We start from the raw sequence: 20,547 nt of genomic DNA on the forward strand, positions 1-20,547 counted from the left end.
TCCCGATGAAATAAGGTGTCAAACCTGGCCCACAAGACCGGCTTCATCGCGAAAGGTAAAAAAAATGCCACAATTTCATCATAGCGGCGGTATTTGGTATATATATAAATGCTTTAGTACATTTGTATATCTAATCTATGTTTTAAGTATACTACCAAACTTTCGAATTGCATATGTATTTCAATTATATGGCGGCTGTGGTACCGTTGTTTCTTGCCCTCATTGGACTTGAATATCTGGCATCTCGACTGATGAAACGACCGGTTTTCCATTTCAACAGTTCCATAGCCAATATGAATGTTGGGGTGCTGGAAAGGTTGATAGATATGTTTACTGCCGGCGCTTTTTATTTCTTTTATGATTATCTCCATCAACATTTTGCCGTCTTCGATATAGAGGATTCCATTCTAATGTGGATCGCGCTTTTTCTTGCCACCGACCTGATCTGGTATTGGTATCATCGAATGGGGCACGAAATCAATTTATTTTGGGGCTTTCATGTTGTCCACCATACAAGTGAGGAATTCAATTACACAGCAGGAACTCGCATCACGGTATTTCAGGCTGTCATCCGAACTCTATTTTGGTCGGTTTTGCCTATTGTCGGGTTTCCCGCGCCGATGATTACCACGATGTTGATCATTCACGGCCTATATCCTTTTTTCACCCATACTCAGCTGATTGGAAAGTTGGGTATATTGGAATACATCATTGTTACGCCCTCGCATCACCGCGTACACCACGCAAGCAACGAGGCCTATCTGGACAAAAATTACGGCGATATGCTCATTATTTGGGACAAGCTTTTCGGGACATTTGCCGAAGAAGACGAAACTCCGGAATATGGTTTGACGAAACAATTGGGGAGCTACAGTTTTCTCTGGCAACATTTTCACTATTTGGTAGAGCTTTGGTATGGTGTGAAAGAGAAAAAAGGATTATTCAACAAATTAAAATTGATTTTTGGCAGACCTGAGGATCTGAATCCGGACATCAGGGGCATCGTTGAAAAACGTTTTTTATCCCGGCACAAAGTCCGTACACGCTCCCAAAAATTCAGGTGGTATGTCATTGGACAATTTAGTGTCATGGTGTCGGTTCTGTTCCTGTTGTTATTGTTTGAGCGGCACACTGATCCATTTCTGCAAATCCTTGCTGCGCTTCTAATTGTCATTACGATCATCAATTGCGGGGCTATATTGGAGCAGCGTCGCTGGGTCTTTTATCTGGAATTCGTCCGGGGACTTTTCCTCGTGCTAATTACATTTCATTATTTTCCATATCCAACCACGTTCGTCTTTCTTCTCTCTCTCACTATTGGCGCTTTGGCCGCCTTCTCCACGTTACAAAAACAATATTTGCATTCGATTTATGGGCGATAGCTAACTATCAAAAGCAGTCTCTTTTATTAGCCCGGTTCGATGCTTGGGCCGATTTGCAATCGGACCGCAATGGTTTTGCGTTTGCAACGCACTAACCAACAAATAAGCTGTGACATCTTTCAAGACCACGTCCCACTTTCACCATTTGAATGCTGAGCACCTTCCTGTACCTTTAAACCTGTCAATATAACTTAAGGGCGACAAAATCCACAAACACTTCATATACAGTTATATATAATAACAAATAACCTTTTAATTCAAATTAAAAGAAATATCTTTTCAATTCATACAACCATCCGCACCGATTGCGGACTCTTTGTACCAAATACACTAAAAACCTTCTTATGACATCGGAGGCAGAACTGATTTCAGGTTGTCTTTTAAAAGATCGCGTTGCGCAACGGGAGCTTTACGAGCGATATAAAAAAGCGATGTACACCCTCGCATATCGCATCACAGGCGACTTTAACGATGCCGATGATGTTCTTCAGGATGCTTTTATAGAGATTTTTAAACATTTGAGCCAGTTTAGAGGCGACGCCACATTGGGAGCCTGGATCAAGCAAATTGTAGTACGGAAAGCAACCAAAAAAAAGAGAGTAGTAGCTTGGCAGAACCTCGAAGAAGGATCCGGCGAGATCATCAACTGGGGCGAAGATCAGATAAATGTAACGCACCTTGAAACGGCAATATTAAGCCTCCCAGACGGATTCAGAACGGTTTTTGTTTTGGCGGAAGTGGAAGGATATACCCATCGCGAGATCGCATCGATGCTCAACATATCAGAAGGAACTTCCAAGTCTCAACTGTTTTATGCCAAGAGAAAATTGAGGGCAATCCTCACTGCAAAATGAAAGAGACAGAAATGGAAACCCATATAGAAACATTAAAATCCGCTCTGGCACAGCTCCCGGTTCATGAGCCGTCTAAGTCGGTATGGTTGGGTATTGAATCTGAGTTATCAGAAATTCCTTTGCAAGTTTCGATAGCAAATCTGCCCGGATATCAGCCCGCAGACAACCTCTGGGACAACATCGAAAGTGAGATTTCCCAATATCACGTACCTGATAATATATGGTGGTTTGCGGCAGCAGTGATATTGGTAGTCGGTTCGGTTGGAATTTTGATGACTGAGCAACAAAAGACGGTTTCTATTTCCTATTCAAAAGAAATAATCGATGCGAGGCTTCAGGTTGACAATGAGCAGGATACGGACCAGCAATTTCAAAAATTAAAAGCTTATTGCGAAAGTGAGGCGTTCGTTTGTGAAAGTAAAAATTTCAAAAGATTGAAAGCTGAATATGAGACGTTGAACACCGCAGCAGAGCAATTGAAAAATGCGATGGGAGACTTTAATACTGAACCCCAACTCGTGAAACAATTCAATATTTTGGAACGGGAAAAAGGAGATATCTTGAATGAGATGGCCAAAATGATTTAGGACATGGAGGAAGGTAGGGTAATGGTAAAACGGTTAAGGGTTAACGGCTGGTTGACGTTGCGGTTTAAGGGTTTATATCGGCGCCAATTGTTAAAATAAATACACTAATGAAAAATAAAGCTAACATATTTCTGGATTTTTTGAGAGTGTCGGCACTCCTGCCCATAATGCTCGCAAGCATTGTTGGGAAGGCGCAGACGGTGCTGCAGGTTGCAACCAAAACTTTTAATACTACTATCGGTGCGCCGGCTATCAAGACGCTTCATATCACGGCGGAAAAAGCTGATATTGAACTCATTGCCTGGGAAAAGCCAGATATTTCTGTCAAGATGGAATTGTCTGCCAGGCATCCTGACAAATCAACGGCGGCTAATGATTTGAGTAAATTTCAATATCTGGCCGACAGAAGCGGAAAGGAATATTTTTTACGGAATTATGTCCTGCTTAAAGAAGGCGAGAATAAGCCGGTTTCAAATCTGAAAGCACGATATACCATATACTTGCCTGCCAGCTGTGCGGTGGATCTGAAGAATACTTTCGGCAATATCATTTTGAAAGGTTTGACAAATAATCTGCAATTAAAAGCCGACTTCTGTATCAGCAATCTGTTGAATATCAAAGGAAAAGGATCAATAGAAACCACTTTTGGCGAATTGAAAACAAACGAAGTCACTGGAGCATTTACTTTCATAAGTGATCATACCAACCTGCGTTTAGAGGGTATCGGCGGCGCCATCAGAATGAATGCGCAGTACGGAATCGTACAGATATACCCGCCGGCCGAACTAAATAGCCTGGCTATTCAGTCAAAAAAAGCGGAAGTCACACTACTTACCCGAAACTGGCAAATGTTTGACTACACGATCAATAGCGCATATGCCAATATGCAACTGCCCAATGGGTTTCGATGGAAAAGGAATACCGCTGATTTCAAAGATGCATTCTTTTCCAAAAACCAGCTGGCCAGTGTCCAGATCAATGCGGAATTCGGCAATATCACGATCAAGTAATTTCATAAATTCAACGCTTGTTTTATATGAAAAAATTTACTGCCATGTTAATAATGCAGCTTATTTTTCAGACTGTTTCCGCTCAGGATAGTACGCAGGTTACGTATACTCAAGAATTGGATACGCTTATAGATCAACGCTTTATCGACCGATATGAAAATGTATTTTTAACCAAAGTACCAACACGGCATTTGGTCAAATTTGGATTTTCCAGTTCAACCGGAAGTTCTATTCAAACAAACAACTCATTGAACGACTCCTACCAAATGGGATATGAATACAAACTATTTCCTGCGATTTCGATTGGTGTGAACTTCACGATAGACCAACTCTTTCCATATGAATCAACCACCCATACAAAACGAAAGACCACCTACTCCGCTGGGGGCGCTATTCGCTGGTATTATGATATGGGGCGAAGAATACGTGAAGGCAAAAACGCCAATAACTTTAATGGCAACTATTTTGCGCTAGTGGCAGACAACTTTATACGATTTGACGAGCCCGGCGAAAATAAATTGACGAAAATCGGCATTGAGTTTGGCATTCAGCGAAGAATTCGAGGAGCATATGTGGTATTGGGAATTGGGTCTTACTACCAAAATTATAGTAACGGTTATTTTCAGCAATTCAAAAACGAGTCAGGAACCAATATATCTGACGTCACTTTAAGCACACACTCATCTTTTGGAATTGCCTATTATGACTGGAAACGGACAGACAAAGCTCCGAACTGCGATATACTAACTTGCGACGAAATCGTAACTCATCAACTCAAAATTTTGTGGCCATACATTAATATTAGTAAAAATATGGCCGCCGGATCCTTGCATATGGCATTCGAGCAAAAGCTGGGAAAAAGTCACATATCGGTGAACGCTCAACTGTTGACGAATTACTCGAAGTATCGTTTCAGTGGGAATTCGATAGTTGGTGGCGACAATCTGTTTGAGAGAAGCTATCAGGTTCAGCCATCTTTGCAAATGCGTTATTACTTCCTGCAGAAGCGACAGATTAAAAAAGGGACGGGTGGCAATAATTTATCGGGCTTATATTTCGGCCCATATTCCGATTATATCAAATACGGATTGAAAAGCCCGGGTTTAAAAAGTACAAGTGAGCATCTCGGTTTAGGATTGATCGCGGGATTTCAAGTTACGCTACTCCGCAATTTTTATGCCGAATTCTACTTCGCAGAAAGTTGGAACCTCCTCCAAACGCAACCCGATATTTCATCAGCCAAAGGATCCATCCGGCTTGGTTTTGGATTTGTTCTTTAAGGTTGCGCTAAGTGTCATTTACCAATCAATTCATAAAACCTCCCTCTGTAAGTTTCAGACAAAGGGATAAGTGTTTTTCCAACCGTAATCCTCTCACGTTCAATCGATTCAATTTTATTGACGGCTACCATATATGACTTATGAACCCTGCAGAACTGTGGCGGCGGTAGTTTGCGTTCCAGGTCGCCGAACGTTTCCAGTGTCATGATTTTTTCGCTTTCCAAATGTAAGCGCCGGTAATCGCGCATGCCTTCGATATATAGAATTTCATTCAGATTTATTTTCTGTAAGCGATATTCCGTTTTAACGAATATGAATGGGTTAGAAACGTCAGGCGAAACTGATTTTTGTTTTTCCTGAACGCGGCCAACAGCCTGTACAAAACGCTCGAAGGAATATGGCTTCAACAGGTAGTCAGTGACATTTAGCTCAAATGCTTTTAGGGCATATTGGTCAAAAGCTGTTGTCAGAATTACCGATGGCCGTTTGGTCAGAGCCTCCAAAAATTGAATTCCTGAGAAACCGTCGATTTCTACGTCTAAAAATATGAGATCGATTTTTTGTTGACTCATCAACCCCAAAGGCTCTAAACAGTTGTCGAAGCTGCGAACTAATCGTAAAAATGGAAGCCTCCCGACGTAATCCTGCAAGCGTATCATCGCGAGTGGCTCATCCTCAATTATGATGCAATTCATGGATCAGATGGGTTAGCAAAAGGTTGACTCGATAAGTTTTCCCGTCATTTTCGATATTCAGAATATATCGGTCATTGTATAAAATATCGAGTCGAATTTTCAGTAAAGTATTACCCAGCAGCCCATACTCACCTTCATTTTGGGCTGTCCTTTCGATCACATTCATGCACTCGAAGTGGACACTATTTTCATCGATCGAAATCCTGATATTGATAGCATCCTTCACTTTTTTATTAACGGCATATTTGAATGCATTTTCAATATATGGAATAAAAATCATCGGGGCAATTATGATCCCGTACGGGTCACCTTCAACGTAAAAATTCACATAATGTTCATTTGAAGTTCTGATTTTTTGTAGTTCGATATACTTTTTGATATACTCCAACTCTTTGACTAACAACACCGTATCGGTTTTTGATTCATATAAAACAAACCTCATGATATCCGATAATTTGTTGAGATATGCCGACGCTCTTCGCGCATCTTTTTCAATTAACACATCGATATTGTTCAGAGTATTGAAAAGAAAGTGCGGATTTATTTGGGCTTTAAGAAGTGCAAGTTCGGTTTGTCGACTTTTACTGACGAGCATTTCTTTCAAATACCGTTCGTCATACCAACCAATAAATCCACGAATAACCATGCCGACTCCTCCGTTGATCAGCCCTAAAAAAGAAAATGAGGCAATGAGAATTATTACGTCTCGGGCAGAAAGAAATAGAAACACCGGCGCGGTATTCAATGAAACGGAAAGAAGTATTGTAAAAAATAATGAAATTAAAACGGTCGAGAACAAGGCGGTAATTAGACAAAAAGCAAAACTGCGGATGATAAAACCCGTGCTTTGTTTTTTAAACAGATAGTTCGGAACGAGCCAAAAATAGAATGCATAAAAGTTGGTAATGCCGGTAATGAGGGCCACCAGGATGATCAACAGCCAATCTTCACAATTCTCAAACGCCTCCTGAGTCGTCGTGGTGGAAACAAGAAACAAGAATGTGAAAAGGAAGAAGTATAACAGCCAATAGCCACTATGCAGCATAACTACGATGGATTTTTTCATCACTTAGCACTGAAAAAGATGTTCGCGATTCTTTCAACTTCCGGCAAATTGATATTCACAGTGCTCATATTAGCCGTAATGGCGACAACCAAATCATGATCCGGGTAAAGTAATAGAAAAGTTCGGCCGCCGTCGATCAACCCGCCGTGGTGAATGATCTTTCTGCCGTGATCATCGGTGCCTATTCTCCATCCAAAACCATAGTTCGTATTCTTCCCATCGGCCAGCAGCTGCGGCGTAAAAAGAAGCGTTACCGTTTCCTTTGTAAGTACCTTATAACCAAGCAGTCCTGCTCCCATTCTCACCAGATCAGAAGGCGTTGACAAAAGACCACCTCCCGCCCATTTATAACTGTTGTCGACCAATGCCGCATTGACGATCGCCTGTTTACCCTTTTCGTAGAAGCGAACCCGATTCACCACAATGCTGTCACTATAATCCGCCGATGTTTCCTTCATTTCCATTGGGGTAAATACATTTGCCTGCATATAGGATAGATAGTCCGAACCGCTGGCACCCTCGATGACGGCACTCAAAAGTGAATAGCCATAGGTGGAATAGTTGTAGGCAGTACCTGGCTTAAAAAGTAAAGTATCCTGATCAAAGATCGAAAGTCCTTCATGTACAGTTCGGTATCTTTTAGGGCAAGCGATAGGATCATTTGGGCCATAATGGCGAATGCCGGCGGTATGAGTAGCAAGTTGCCGACTCGTAAAGCTGAACTTTTTTAGAGGAAAATCAGGAACATATTGTTGGACAGGCACATCCAAATCCAGCTTGTTCTCCTCGACCAATTTGCCTACTGCTACAGAAGTAATCGATTTTGACACAGAGCCCATCCGGAACTTTGAATGGATGCTAACCGGCAGCAATGCTTCCAGATCTGAATATCCAAACCCTTCCGCCCATAGTATTTTCTTCGTCGAACCGACACTAACCGATACCCCCGGAATCCCCTGTCTTGCCTGTAACGAATCTATGTACTTTTCGGCTATTCGAATTGCTTTAAGATAAGTTTTATCCTTTATTGATTCACTTGAATTTACCTGCGCAGCAACTGAATGGCATGCAAAAAGGCATAGAATTAAAATGAGTTTTTTCATGATCGGGTGATTAGATTTGGCATACTCAAAAGTGGGAAAAAACCCGGTTTCTGAAACATACTATTCTGCAAGCGGCAAGTATTTCCCGGCGAAAGGGCTATTAATATCTGCATCAAAAACAGAGGACAAGTAAACTTCCCATTTTATTTACTGAAATTGTGAAATTCAATTTCCCGGGTATATATTAATCCTGTTTTTCGTACTGGTAATCAACCCATTGCTCAATCCGATGGCCACTCCAAAACAAACGACCTACTACGCCGATCACCTTGTCTTTAACCTTGAAAAAAGGGCCAGGCAAATCAATCGTGTTCTGTTTTATTGTGGTGCAATTTTGTTCTTTGCAGCTTTTTTTGGTTTAATATTTCAGGCAAATAAGGCGAATGAAGTGATCAATAGTTTTCAAAATTATGTTGTTGTGCATGTACCTTACGACGAGCCATTACGGTTTCTGGTGTTGCCCTTGCTTTTGTGGCTTATCTTGCCATGGGTACCAGAGGTTTTCCGATTGATCAGAAAGTATATCTTATATCCTCCAAAGTCGTTGACGCTGCAAACCAGTGTTCCGATACAGTCGAAAGAACTGATCATTCATCCTCGCTCTTTCCGGACAGGGCCAAGGCCACGGTCTCATTTTATCAAAGTCCTACATCCGGCTTCCGGTAAATTGATATACTTCGATGTTAATGAGGCGCTTTATAATGGGCTAAATCCGGGAAGAATTTTGAAAGTAAAATACCATCCGGTCGAAGGAAATGTATTGTGCATGCTGGCGGATATTGAAAAAATACCCGATGATAGATCGATGGTTATGTGACACATCAGCGTTTGTCCAGACTTCCATTTTAATATAACCGCCAAACGAAAAAAGCAGTATTCAGACGGTGCGAAATACTTTATAATTTAAGCTCTCAAACCCTAAGGAAATTAGTAATCTTAACACATCCGCATGAAAATCCACCATTTTTTGATAATCATACTTTTATCTTGCTCATATCTGATCTGCCCGGCTCAGGCACCGGTTTTCGTTTCCGGCCAGGATGGATATAAAACTTTCCGAATTCCTGCGGTTGTTAAGGCTGGAAATGGCGATATACTAGCCTTTGCGGAAGGACGTGTTGGGGGTGGTGCAGACTTTGGGGACATTGATCTTGTGATGAAACGCAGTAAGGATGGTGGAAAAACCTGGTCGGCTATCCAAGTTGTGGTCGATTACAAAGATTTGCAGGCCGGAAATCCTGCTCCGGTTGTGGACGTCACAGATCCGGCTTTCCCAAAAGGGAAGCTATTTCTGTTCTTCAATACGGGAAACAATCACGAAGGTGAAGTCAGAAAAGGCAACGGAATAAGGGAGGTTTGGTATAAAACGTCAGTTGATGATGGAGTTACGTGGTCGGAGCAGGTTAATATTACCTCGCAAACTCACCGGCCAAACAAGCCGGATATTAATCCAGCATATCGTTTTCCCGAAGATTGGCGGAGTTATGCAAATACGCCGGGTCATGCGACTCAGATTACCTCAGGAAAATTCAAAGGCAGGATATACGTACCGGCAAACCACTCTGCAGGTTCGCCGAAGCAGGATTTCAGCGATTACCAGGCTCATGGCTTCTATTCGGACGATCATGGCGAAACGTTTAAAATCAGCGCAACACTTCCTATTGAAGGATCTAACGAGTCCACCGCAACCGAAATATCGGGAGGACGGTTGATGTTCAACAGTCGAAATCAAAAAGGCGACATTCGTGAGCGGATAGTTGCGGTTAGCAATGATGGCGGAGCAAACTGGGACACCACTTATTTTGATAAAAACCTTCCCGATCCAATTTGTGAAGGCAGTATTCTGACGATAGGAAAGACAAAAAACCATCATATCCTTGCCTTCTCCAACGCTGCAGATTCAAAAGACAGAGATAACTTAACCCTCCGAATTAGCCTTGACGATGGTAAAACATGGCCGAAAGCATACCTGGTTGACAAAAGTACAAATGGAGAAAAAGATTTTACGGCTTACTCTGATCTGGTTCAGACAGGCAAAAACAGCGTTGGAATTTTGTATGAAAGGAATGGATATCAGTCTATTGTGTTTAAAGTAATCGATTGGAAAAGGTAAAGCGCGTACATCCCAAAATATTTTCTCAGTAATACTTTTTAAGAAAAGTTAAACGCTCCGAAACCTGCTTGATCCATTCCCGAGCCATCAGCTCATGCGCGAAAACGGTGGGATGAATACCGTCCCATATCCAATACTCCATGTTGTTGGTTGTAATCACTTTATCTAACATGGCGGGATAATCCAGCAAAACGGCATCAAATTCAGTGGCTAATTTTCGAACCGAGGCCGCACGCTGTGATAAATCTGACTCCCATTGCTCCCAGTTCTCTTTTATTTTCCCAACAGGATATATAAATGGCAAACCAAGAACAAAAAGCATGTCGGGATTCTGCGCTTTGCAATCGGTGAGAAGCTGTCGATATATGCTCTCAAACGTTTCGATCATCGTCGCTTCTTCGGGCTTATTGATGGTAGCCGCAGTGTCATTCACCCCCACTAAAATACTGATTACATTTGGTTTAAGGTCGAGCGTGTCGGCCTGCCAGCGTTTTTGAAGATCGGTAATTTTGTTACCACTGATACCCCTGTTATAGAATTTGAAACCCTGGTCTGCAAAATCGGCACCTATCCTGCTCGCTACCGAATACGCATATCCGTGACCCATGATATGGTTCGGATCCAGATTTCTCCCTCGATTGCCATCTGTGATCGAGTCGCCTTGAAAAAGAAATGCGGCCCCTTTTTCTGGAATATTGCTTGCAAATAACTCGCTGTCAGATATGGTGACAACGAGTCCGCTAAGCGCTGATGTTTTGAGAAAACTTCTTCTTGAAAATAAATGCATTGGATAGGCTCAAGTCAGGAAACAAGATAAAATTAAATGAGCTTGGCACAAATTGCTAGTGATGCAATAATAATGGTATAATGGTTGGCTTTATCTTTTACAACATATTCACGGGTACCGTTCATATACTGAGGGAAAGACAGCTTCACGCCTTTCCCTCAGTATATGAAATCTTTACAACCACAAAAAGCACTGATCTTCAACTCTCTAAACTTAATTTCTTGATGATGTGTTGGCAAAACGTTTTTACCAGCTTACTCCGCGACGATTTGATAAATCTTGCCTCTTTCAGTCAGAAAAGTATTTACAAAACCACGATCCGTCTTTTCCGTCAACACCTTCACACCCGAGATTTTGATGGACTCCTTCGTTCGTAATACACACTCGCCACCGTTTAGCGACTTTAGCTGAGAATTAACCAGTTTGCCTTTTTTCCAATCCATATTCACCTCAAAGCCGCCTCTCGCACGAAGACCTTTCACACTGCCTTCTGTCCATATGGATGGCAATGCCGGCAAAAGCGATATATAACCTAAATGGCTCTGAATCAACATCTCAGACATACCCGCAGTACCCGCAAAATTTCCATCGATCTGAAATGGCGGGTGAGCATCAAAGAAATTTGGATAGGTTCCGCCGCCCATTACGCTACCTTTTATGTTGTTAGTGTATTGCATCAACTGGCGGATCAGTTTATAGGCATGATCGCCGTCAAGCAGTCTTGCCCAAAAGTTGATCTTCCAACCTTTGCTCCAACCCGTGCCCACGTCGCCGCGTCTCTCTAAAGTCCGTTTTGCAGCACTGAAAAATTCGGGAGTATCCTGTGAAATCTGCCGGCCAGGATGCAGCCCAAACAGATGCGAAACATGGCGATGAAGTGTGTCCGTCTCCTCAAAATCCTTGTACCACTCCTGCAGCTGGCCTTTGCTTCCGATTTTTAACGGATAAAGTTTGGAGCGTTTTTCAATCAGTAACTTTTGAAATTCAGGATCATTTTGCAAGACATCGCCAGCCTCAATCAAATTCGAAAAAAGGTTATGAATAATGGACATATCCATCGTAGTCGCCACAGAAACAGCAGCTTGCTTACCTGAGAGGTCGCGAAATTGATTCTCCGGAGAAGTGGACGGTGCTGTTACCAAGTACCCATCCCTGTCTTCAACAAGCCAATCCAGACTAAACAACGCAGCCTCTTTCATGATCGGATATGCAAATTCCTTCAAAAACTTCTTGTCACCCGTGAAGCTGTAATGCTCCCACAAATGCTGGCAAAGCCAGTTTCCACCCATATACCAGTTCGCCCAGACCGGATCTCCGCTGCCCACATTCCCCACGGGGTTCGACAGACCCCAGATGTCCGCGTTATGATGCGCAACCCACCCACGCGTTCCGTAAAATTCTCTGGCAGTAACGGCTCCCGTTTTTGACAAATCCTTGATCCAGTTTAAAAGAGGCAAATGCATCTCCGAAAGATTTGCCACCTCAGCCGGCCAGTAATTCATCTGGGTATTGATATTGATCGTATAATTGGAGCTCCAGGGTGGACGCAGCTCATGATTCCAAATACCCTGAAGGTTTGCCGGAGGTCCGGCAGGTATTCCATTTTGTGCCGGACGAGAGGACGATATCAGCAAGTACCGACCAAACTGAAAATAGAGATTCTCAAGGCCCGGATCGTAATCACCTTTTGAATAAGCCATTAGGCGCTCGTCAGCGGGCAGGAGTTTATTGGGATTGTTTTGTGTGGTGTCTTTTACAGCCAACGTCATTCGCTTAAAATATGACTGATAATCGGCCACATGTGCTTTCTGAATTGTTACATAGGTTTTTGCTAAGGCTTTATCCAAATAGTTTTTTGCCAACAATTTTTCGTCCTGCCCATCCTTATCAGGGCATTTATCAAAGCCATTGAAACTCGTAGCGGCAGACAGATAGAGAACCACTTCCGAGGCGCCCTTGACATGAATACCCGAGTTGTCACTTGCCACCGAACCACCTTTGTTCACCGCCTTTATTATGAATTGAAAGCGCGTTCCATTGCAACCGGCCGGATCTTCATATATGATTGGCTCCTCCCCCTTTGGATTAAAATAATTTGGGTTTACATGTGAAGGTGCCTTACCGCTTACAATCAGTTCTTTTGCTGGCGTGGTTTCTGTTGTAAACCGTAATTGACTACTTGCTGCCACATCAAAATTCAAAGACCCCGCTCTGGACGCTGACAACCTCACAATCAGGATATTATCAGGAGCGGAAGTCAATACCTCGCGGGTATAATTGACGCCATTAACAGTGAATTTTGTGGTAGAGGTCGCGGTTTCGATATCCAAGTCGCGATAGTAAGCGGAAGGCTTTACGCCGTTGAAATTCTGTTTGATTCGGAGATCGCCCATTGGCATATAGGACTCCGTAAAAAGCCCTTGCATTTTTTTTGCTAACTCATTGGCCTTCTGATAATCGCCTTCCTTCAGAAGTGCATCTCGGAGCTGTGGAAGGTAAGTCGGCGACTCCGGATTTACTTTCGTTTTTACCGGTCCCCCCGACCATAAAGTACTCTCATTCAATTGCAACAATTCTTCTTCCACACCTCCAAAAACCATGGCCCCAATATGTCCATTTCCTACCGGCAAGGCTTCCACCCATTGCGTCGCCGGACTTTTATACCACAATTTCATCGCGCCTGCTTGCTGCGCATATCCGGAAATTCCAGACAAACCAGTAAACACCAATACAAGCAGCGAGGTTGATTTTTTTCTTAATATGCTAGCTAAAAACATCAGTATATATTTTGTGTTTAGGGATTAATTTCGAAACTAATTAACTGAAACCATGGCTTTTATAACTCCGTTTACCGGATCGAGCCAACTTTGGAAATTATCCTTCACTTCATCAAACGAAACCCGATGCGTTATATAAGCTGTTGGGTCGACGAAGCCGTTTTTCACACTTTTAATGACATGCTCAAAATCTACCCGGGTAGCATTTCTGCTGCTCATCAGCGTACCTTCTCTTTTGTGAAATTCAGGATGACTGAAACTGATATCCCCCCTTTGGAGCCCGACAAGTACATATTTTCCGCCATGTGACATATATTGAAAAGCGGTATTAATTGCATTCAAACTACCGGTAGCATCGATCACTATTGATGGCATATCTCCATTTGTAATCTCCATTAAAGCTTCGATTACGTTGTCGGACAAGGCGTTGACGGTGTATTCTACTTTCATCTTTTCTTTGCAAAAAGCAAGACGAGCATCATTGATATCCAGCGCAATAACTTTTGAACCAGCTATTCTTGCGAATTCCATGGTGCCCAACCCAATCGGTCCGGCTCCAACGACTAATACCGTATCATTGGAATTTGCCCCTGCCCGCCTAATTGCATGCGCACCGATGGCCAGTGGCTCAACCAGAGCGAGTTCTTCGAAACTCAAGCCATCGCCATGAACCAACGAATAGGAAGGAACGGATACATATTCTGACATTCCACCGTCAATATGCACGCCGAAAACCTGGAGGCTCGTGCAGCAATTCGGTTTTTCATTCCGGCAGGCAATACAGGTTCCGCAGTTGAAATACGGAATAAAAGTAACCGCCTCTCCGATCGAAAACCCTGGCACCCCATCGATCTCAACAATCTCCCCTGCCAACTCGTGTCCTAAAATTCGGGGATAACTGAAAAATGGCTGTGTGCCTTCAAAAGCATGCAGGTCTGTTCCGCAAATACCTATTTTCCTGATTTTGACAATAGCGTGTCCGGCTCTAAGTTCCGGCGTAGCGTCCTGGCCATATTCAAGCTGGCCTGGTGTTGTGCAAACTAATTTTTTCATATATAATATGTCTGATGCGAGCACATCATTCTAAAACATGGCTTAAAACCCAATTAATATTCCTACAAATTTCCGAACTTGAACGATATAGAGAAAATATATAACCCAAATAATACTGTCTGATATTAGCCAAGTATTAAGCTATATTAGCATCTATGGAGCCTATCGGATATCCAATTTAGTTTATTAAGCTCATTATCTATTCTTCATTTGGTACAACGAATATCAAAAGCAATATGAAACCCGAAATTCTGCAGGTATCGAACATACCTAATCGGTCATTTAGCTTGAGGCAAGATTTACGGCCGAATATCAACAATCGTTGGCATTGTCACAAAGAAGTGGAATTAATTCAGTTTCACAGAGGGAGCGGAACTCAGTTTGTGGGCGACGATATTCGACGGTTCAGCGCAGGCGATATAGTTTTGGTGGGTGCTGATCTGCCACATTACTGGCATTTTGATCAGGAAGAAACGACCGAAAATGAGGTTATCGAAAACCCCTATTCAACGGTCATCCACTTTACGGAAAATTTCTGGGGAGACTCTTTTTTAAAATTGCCGGAAAATACTGTATTTAGAAATGTGTTAGAAAAAGCCCGTCGCGGGATGAGTCTAAAAGGCGATATCGGAGAAATCATCGCCCCATTAATTAAGGCCCTGGCAGTCGCAGAAGGCCCATATCGTCTAATACTTTTGATGGAGTGCCTTATCGCGGCCAGTCAGATTTCGGACGAACAGTTTCTGGCATCGATGAGTTTTCAATACAATGCCTCCGAATTTGAAAATCAGCGACTGAATGCTATATATGATCATACTTTAAAACGTTTTGACAAGAAAATCTCTTTACCGGAAATTGCATCCGTGGCTGGCTTGTCGGCTAACTCGTTTTGTCGTTATTTTAAATCGCGTACGGGCAAACAATACTCGGAGTTTCTGGCCGAAATCCGAATCGGGCATGCCTGTAAAATGTTGATAAAAAATACAATGACTATCAAGCAAATATGTTACGAAAGTGGGTTTAACAATTTCACCTGCTTCTACAAAAAATTTAAACGTATTACCGGAAAAACTCCCCTGCAATATCAGCAGACCCATGTCAGCAATTAACCTATATACTGCCCGTTCCATCCAAAAGTCTGGCAATGCAGATTCCTTACAAAAAGTCACCGCTGGTGAAATTCCCATGCCGTTAAATAAGTCATAGTTGATTGACTATCAAACAATAAGTAGTTTCGCCGCCGTTAAACTTTTGTATATCAAAATCAGGTGAAAGGTATTTTCAAACCAACCGTATCCTGAAATGATAACCCCCTTACTCAATCAATGGCGATGTTAAAAAAACTTCTCAAATGGACTGGCATTGTACTCGGCTGTATAGTGCTTTTATTAATGGCGGCTTACGCCTATGCTTATTTTGATACAGAATCGCGGATCAACAAAGTCTATGACACAAAAATTCAAGCGATTAAAATCCCGACAGACAGTGCTTCCATTGCTTCCGGAGAACATATTGCTGAAATCCGTGGCTGTAAAGGTTGCCACGGTGTAGACCTTTCAGGCGGCCGGGCTTTCGCAGACCCTCAATCACCTATTGGATTGCTTTACAGCAGCAATATTACCTCCGGAAAGGGTGGTATTTCTTATACCCAGGAAGACTGGATCAGAGCATTGCGCCATGGGGTGGGAAAAGACGGCCATGGGCTTTGGTTTATGCCTTCGCAGGAGTTATATATGATGTCGAATCAGGATATCGCCGAACTCATCGGATATGTTAGTACCAGACCTCCGGTGGATAAAGAGACACCTAAAAAAACCCTGAAACCACTGGGAAGAGTGTTGACATTTTTGGGGGAATTTCCATTACTTCCCGCCGAAGTAATTGATCACAATCACGTATACAAAGACACGATCGCTGTGGAAGCAACAGCTGAATATGGTAAATATCTGGCTATGTCATGCACTGGCTGTCATGGGCCGCAATTAAAAGGTGCACCGGCACACGGCCCGAACGAGCCTGTTATTCCGGATATCACATTGACTGGGGAACCAGGAAAATGGGATGAAAAAGGTTTCGTATCTACCATCAGAACCGGAAAAACCCCGGCCGGCAGACAGCTCAACCCAGCCATGCCATGGAAAGACTTCACCTTCACCGATCAGGAACTGAGCGCGGTATATGCGTATGTACACAGTCTGAAATAACATTTTATGACCATTGTCGATAACTACTCCTCAGTACCCATCGACAATGCTTTGGAAACTACAAACCCTAAGGATTGACCGTGACATTAACAGTTACGGTTAATCCTCTGATATAAAGCACCCCTGTTAACCCTGCACCATTTTACCCTTAACCCTTTGTTCATCCCTTCCTCCTTTCCTCCCCTACACCCTTTCAACCCTTCCTCCTTTCATCCCTTCCTCCTTCCTCCCCTTCCCCCATGGCCCACAAATCCAAACAAATCTCCAACCCTAAAACCGGCCAAAGCATCGTTTTTCTGCAAACAGCGAGAGATACGAACGGGAAACTGCTGGAAATGGAATCGACCTATTATTCCCATTCTAAAGAACCCGTCGCACACTTTCATCCAAATCAGGAAGAAGATTTTACAATAATTCAAGGCAAACTCAGTGTGATTGTTGAAGGAAAATTAAGGATACTGAACGCTGGAGAAAAGCTCCATATTCCAAAAGGTCAGAAGCACGCCATGTGGAACCAGACCGATGAGACCACGATCGTGAACTGGCAAGTAAGGCCCGCCTTGAATACGGAATACTTTCTGGAAACTGTGATGGGAATCGCTACCAATAGAAAGACCAATGACGAAGGCATGCCGAACCTATTGCAGATTGCCTTGTTCGCGAACCAGTTTGCAGATGAATTCAGGCTGACCAATCCGCCCTATTTTGTTCAAAAGATCATATTTACGATACTTTCCCCAATTGCCCGGATATCAGGATACAGGTCAACCTATAGGGAGTATATTGATTGAAAAACAAATATGCAGATTCAAAATTTAAACACCTTCAAAACCTTCTCCCACCATTTAGAAGATTCGGTCTTTGTTGATTCCTCCAATTTGCTGCTTTCAATTTTTTCGTCCATTTCCTCCCCTTCCTCCTTTTCTTTCCCCCTTCTTTCACAATATCCCCGAAGTGCCTCCATCATCTTTTCCGTTCTTTCAATCAATGAGGCCGATTCATCCTTTGTCAGAGATTTTTGACCAACATTTAAAAATCTGACCGAAAAATCGCAACAGTCACGCTCTGCTATTTTGAAGCTGTATTCATAAACCAGAGTCATCCCGGTTTCATTGATATGACAACTTTCCGAATAATTTATTTCCACTGCTGTCATATCCATTTTTATAGCGGAAACTACTGCGCTGTGGTCTTCGAATGAGCAATGATGGACGTTGCCGATGAATACATCCGCGACATCCTGAACAACCACTCGCAATCCTGGCATCCACAAGTTGCGCGTCGGGACGCTCATTACCGTAATATACACCTCTTTAAAGTTGGCCTGTATGTTTGCGCGCAGGTAATCGCTCGCCTCGTATAACGGATAATAATCCGGTTCAGGTGGCTCCGGAATAAGCAACTTTGCCTCCTGTAGTAAACTGAAATGAAAAGGCACTTTCCCAATAGATTCATATTCTTCAAATGAACTATTCCAGCTCAGCAAATCGCCATCGGCGGGCGGCCCGTCTGTCAATATCCGGTCGGTTAGCAACAAATACTCGTGGCTGTCGATGCTGTTTTTCAACAATCGATGAGCGACGATCATTTCCGGACCCGATTGCTTCACAAACTTACCAATCCTAATTTCCGCAAGCGGACCGTGGTGAGCGACAAATTTCAAGGTCAAATGCGCCAATCCCTGACATGCTTCACAGGGACAAACCGCATATTTATGCATCCATTTTCGCCGGAAGTGAAAGTCGTTAAAAATCCGGAGGCAGGTGTCTTCCACCTCCTTCTGGGTCGGTGCAGGGCCTTTTCTGATCAACAAAACTGCATCGCCCTCAATCTCCGAAACTTCATATTCGCCTCCCACCGAATTGATAATTTCATCAATCAACATATTGATGGCACGTGACGAATGAGCCAGCTCCGTTGAAGTCATAAACTTCGTAAACCCGCTGATATCGGGAATAAGAATGGTGGCGTTGAGTTCAGACATTTTATCGGGAGAGGCCAGTTAAAAGTGAATGATTCAAGGGCAAACAGTCGCGCAGGCGGAGTGAGAATTACGGATATGAATTTAGTGAAATTTTTATTGACAAATACCATAGAAATATTTGATTTTCAGACATTTATGTCACTTATCTGGATACATATTTGGCTTATTGAAGGTGAAGGATTTTTCTGACAATACAAATCCAGAATTGCGAACTTAGTATAAAATATTGCTCCAAAATTGAGCAATAACTATAATTCAACTGGAAAAGCACACTAATTGCGTACATTGTTGCATCAATGGCTTGATTGAAGTCATTCACAGTAAACATTAAAATTATAGCATGGCTTTTTACCAACTCGTGAAAACACAAAAAATACCGGCGACCATTGCTGATGTCTGGAGTTTTATATCAGCACCGGGCAATCTGAAAGAAATAACCCCACCACATCTGGGCTTTACGGTTACCAGCAATAATAACTCGGAAAAAATGTACCAGGGCATGATCATAACTTATAAAGTGAGCCCTTTATTCGGAATTCCGCTGGACTGGGTTACGGAAATTACCCATGTGAAAGATCAGGAGTATTTTGTGGATGAACAGCGGATCGGGCCTTACTCGATGTGGCACCATCAACATAAAATCGAGCCGATAGAAGGAGGCGTGTTAATGACCGATATCGTTACTTACGAGCCACCATTGGGATTTCTGGGAGCCATCGCTAACTCACTGATTATCAAAAAACAATTGCAGGAAATTTTTGACTATCGGACGGTAGCTGTCGACAAGAAGTTTGGGGTTTTTAAGGGCTGAAAACCTCCTCAATCAAGTTGCCGATCCAAATAAAACAGGAACCGCGTGGTCAACTCCGTTGCAATGGGCGCGGAAGGGAGGCCCCATTAAAATTGGAAAGGCTCTGATAAAGTCAGCTGCCAGGCAACGAGCCAGCGCATATATACAAGACTAATAATCAACAACTTATGTAGTATTTCATGAACAGCGAACGAACCCAACTGACACTTTTCGTGACGACGGAAGAATCGGTAGAGATCGAGGAAATTCGTAAAAAATATAATCCGGAACAGCTCAGCTTAATAAGAAGCCATGTCACACTTTGTCGCGAAGAAGAGCTGACTGACTTGTCCGCCACCTTGAAAACACTGGAAGATATATCAGCTTCTGAAATTATCATCAAATTTGGTCCAGCCGAAAGATTCGCAAACGGTGACGGAGTTTTAATGCCTGGGCTGGGTGACAATACTTCATTTCAAAAACTCAGGAAGTTGGTGTTGCGCGAAAATGCAGTAATTATAAAACATGAGCCGCATATCACTTTAATGCATCCACGAAATTCGACCTGCACCGATGCGATATTTTCAGAGATCGGGAAATACACAATCCCACAAAAGTTGAAATTCGATAGGATAAGTGTGATCAAACAGGAAAATGGAAAAGCCTGGGAAGTGCTGAAAGAATTTGACCTGGTCAGACGAATTTAGAAACATCATGAGAGCTATGCATTGATCAGGGGTTTGACCGGGCGATTTGGTCGGCATGGTGTCGTTACAATCACGTCATTTTTTGAATATGTTATGGACTATATTATTCAAAGTCAACAAATCTGGGTTAATCAACGTAAAACATATACACGCCT

19 protein-coding genes are annotated in these 20,547 nt (G+C 42.8%); 12 read left to right on the plus strand and 7 right to left on the minus strand.

What is annotated here, in order from left to right:
* Positions 1–173: 173 nt before the first annotated feature.
* The 5 genes from AC1XUD_RS18035 (at position 174) to AC1XUD_RS18055 (ending at position 5,113) form a co-directional block, all read left to right on the plus strand.
* A complete protein-coding gene (locus AC1XUD_RS18035; protein ID WP_483362437.1) occupies positions 174–1,382 on the plus strand; it encodes a sterol desaturase family protein in 1,209 nt (402 codons plus the stop codon).
* 344 nt (positions 1,383–1,726) lie between these two features.
* On the plus strand, positions 1,727–2,236 hold the full coding sequence (locus AC1XUD_RS18040) for an RNA polymerase sigma factor (RefSeq protein ID WP_483362438.1): 510 nt from the start codon (positions 1,727–1,729) through the stop codon (positions 2,234–2,236).
* Positions 2,233–2,823: a hypothetical protein gene (locus AC1XUD_RS18045; RefSeq protein ID WP_483362439.1), complete on the plus strand. Its 591-nt coding sequence runs from the start codon at positions 2,233–2,235 to the stop codon at positions 2,821–2,823. Before AC1XUD_RS18040 ends, AC1XUD_RS18045 begins: the two co-directional genes overlap by 4 nt.
* 107 nt (positions 2,824–2,930) lie before the next feature.
* Positions 2,931–3,833: a DUF4097 family beta strand repeat-containing protein gene (locus AC1XUD_RS18050; protein WP_483362440.1), complete on the plus strand. Its 903-nt coding sequence runs from the start codon at positions 2,931–2,933 to the stop codon at positions 3,831–3,833.
* A gap of 26 nt (positions 3,834–3,859) precedes the next feature.
* Positions 3,860–5,113 carry a hypothetical protein gene (locus AC1XUD_RS18055; RefSeq protein ID WP_483362441.1) on the plus strand — a complete coding sequence of 418 codons (1,254 nt, stop codon included), beginning with the start codon at positions 3,860–3,862 and terminating at the stop codon, positions 5,111–5,113.
* A gap of 14 nt (positions 5,114–5,127) precedes the next feature.
* Here the strand turns inward: AC1XUD_RS18055 and AC1XUD_RS18060 are convergent, their stop codons facing one another.
* From AC1XUD_RS18060 to AC1XUD_RS18070, 3 genes are read right to left on the minus strand one after another with little or no spacing between them, the layout of a single operon-like run.
* Positions 5,128–5,808 carry a LytR/AlgR family response regulator transcription factor gene (locus tag AC1XUD_RS18060; protein ID WP_483362442.1) on the minus strand — a complete coding sequence of 227 codons (681 nt, stop codon included), beginning with the start codon at positions 5,806–5,808 and terminating at the stop codon, positions 5,128–5,130.
* Positions 5,789–6,874, minus strand: a complete 1,086-nt coding sequence (locus tag AC1XUD_RS18065; RefSeq protein ID WP_483362443.1) for a sensor histidine kinase — start codon at positions 6,872–6,874, stop codon at positions 5,789–5,791. Before AC1XUD_RS18065 ends, AC1XUD_RS18060 begins: the two co-directional genes overlap by 20 nt.
* The gene (locus AC1XUD_RS18070) at positions 6,874–7,977 is read right to left on the minus strand and encodes a serine hydrolase domain-containing protein (protein WP_483362444.1); all 1,104 of its coding nucleotides are present in this window, start codon (positions 7,975–7,977) and stop codon (positions 6,874–6,876) included. Before AC1XUD_RS18070 ends, AC1XUD_RS18065 begins: the two co-directional genes overlap by 1 nt.
* 229 nt (positions 7,978–8,206) lie before the next feature.
* Between AC1XUD_RS18070 and AC1XUD_RS18075 the strand changes: the two genes are divergently transcribed.
* Positions 8,207–8,794, plus strand: coding sequence for a hypothetical protein (locus AC1XUD_RS18075; protein WP_483362445.1), 588 nt, complete (start codon positions 8,207–8,209; stop codon positions 8,792–8,794).
* Between the two features lie 132 nt (positions 8,795–8,926).
* Entirely contained in the window at positions 8,927–10,090 is a 1,164-nt protein-coding gene (locus AC1XUD_RS18080; RefSeq protein WP_483362446.1) for a sialidase family protein, read from the plus strand.
* Between the two features lie 25 nt (positions 10,091–10,115).
* On the opposite strand, the gene AC1XUD_RS18085 is transcribed toward AC1XUD_RS18080, so the two are convergent.
* From AC1XUD_RS18085 to AC1XUD_RS18095, 3 genes are all read right to left on the minus strand, one after another.
* Positions 10,116–10,877: an SGNH/GDSL hydrolase family protein gene (locus tag AC1XUD_RS18085; protein WP_483362447.1), complete on the minus strand. Its 762-nt coding sequence runs from the start codon at positions 10,875–10,877 to the stop codon at positions 10,116–10,118.
* A 254-nt stretch (positions 10,878–11,131) separates the two neighbouring features.
* Entirely contained in the window at positions 11,132–13,654 is a 2,523-nt protein-coding gene (locus AC1XUD_RS18090; RefSeq protein WP_483362448.1) for a glycoside hydrolase family 95 protein, read from the minus strand.
* A 36-nt stretch (positions 13,655–13,690) separates the two neighbouring features.
* Positions 13,691–14,707 (minus strand): zinc-binding alcohol dehydrogenase family protein, encoded by a 1,017-nt coding sequence (locus AC1XUD_RS18095; protein WP_483362449.1) that lies wholly within the window; start codon positions 14,705–14,707, stop codon positions 13,691–13,693.
* Between the two features lie 236 nt (positions 14,708–14,943).
* On the opposite strand from AC1XUD_RS18095, the gene AC1XUD_RS18100 reads away from it, so the two are divergent.
* The 3 genes from AC1XUD_RS18100 (at position 14,944) to AC1XUD_RS18110 (ending at position 17,702) form a co-directional block, all read left to right on the plus strand.
* Positions 14,944–15,816, plus strand: coding sequence for an AraC family transcriptional regulator (locus tag AC1XUD_RS18100; protein ID WP_483362450.1), 873 nt, complete (start codon positions 14,944–14,946; stop codon positions 15,814–15,816).
* Between the two features lie 222 nt (positions 15,817–16,038).
* The gene (locus AC1XUD_RS18105) at positions 16,039–16,911 is read left to right on the plus strand and encodes a c-type cytochrome (RefSeq protein ID WP_483362451.1); all 873 of its coding nucleotides are present in this window, start codon (positions 16,039–16,041) and stop codon (positions 16,909–16,911) included.
* 239 nt (positions 16,912–17,150) lie between these two features.
* Positions 17,151–17,702, plus strand: a complete 552-nt coding sequence (locus AC1XUD_RS18110) for a cupin domain-containing protein (protein ID WP_483362452.1) — start codon at positions 17,151–17,153, stop codon at positions 17,700–17,702.
* 17 nt (positions 17,703–17,719) lie between these two features.
* On the opposite strand, the gene AC1XUD_RS18115 is transcribed toward AC1XUD_RS18110, so the two are convergent.
* The gene (locus AC1XUD_RS18115; RefSeq protein ID WP_483362453.1) at positions 17,720–18,895 is read right to left on the minus strand and encodes a DUF2652 domain-containing protein; all 1,176 of its coding nucleotides are present in this window, start codon (positions 18,893–18,895) and stop codon (positions 17,720–17,722) included.
* 340 nt (positions 18,896–19,235) lie between these two features.
* Here AC1XUD_RS18115 and AC1XUD_RS18120 point away from each other — a divergent pair, with 340 nt between their 5' ends.
* Both AC1XUD_RS18120 and AC1XUD_RS18125 read left to right on the plus strand, forming a co-directional pair.
* The gene (locus AC1XUD_RS18120; RefSeq protein WP_483362454.1) at positions 19,236–19,706 is read left to right on the plus strand and encodes an SRPBCC family protein; all 471 of its coding nucleotides are present in this window, start codon (positions 19,236–19,238) and stop codon (positions 19,704–19,706) included.
* Positions 19,707–19,885: 179 nt separating this feature from the next.
* Positions 19,886–20,392, plus strand: coding sequence for a 2'-5' RNA ligase family protein (locus AC1XUD_RS18125; protein ID WP_483362455.1), 507 nt, complete (start codon positions 19,886–19,888; stop codon positions 20,390–20,392).
* Positions 20,393–20,547 lie beyond the last annotated feature (155 nt).

It is taken from the genome of Dyadobacter sp. HNCC25DJ184, from assembly GCF_056895215.1.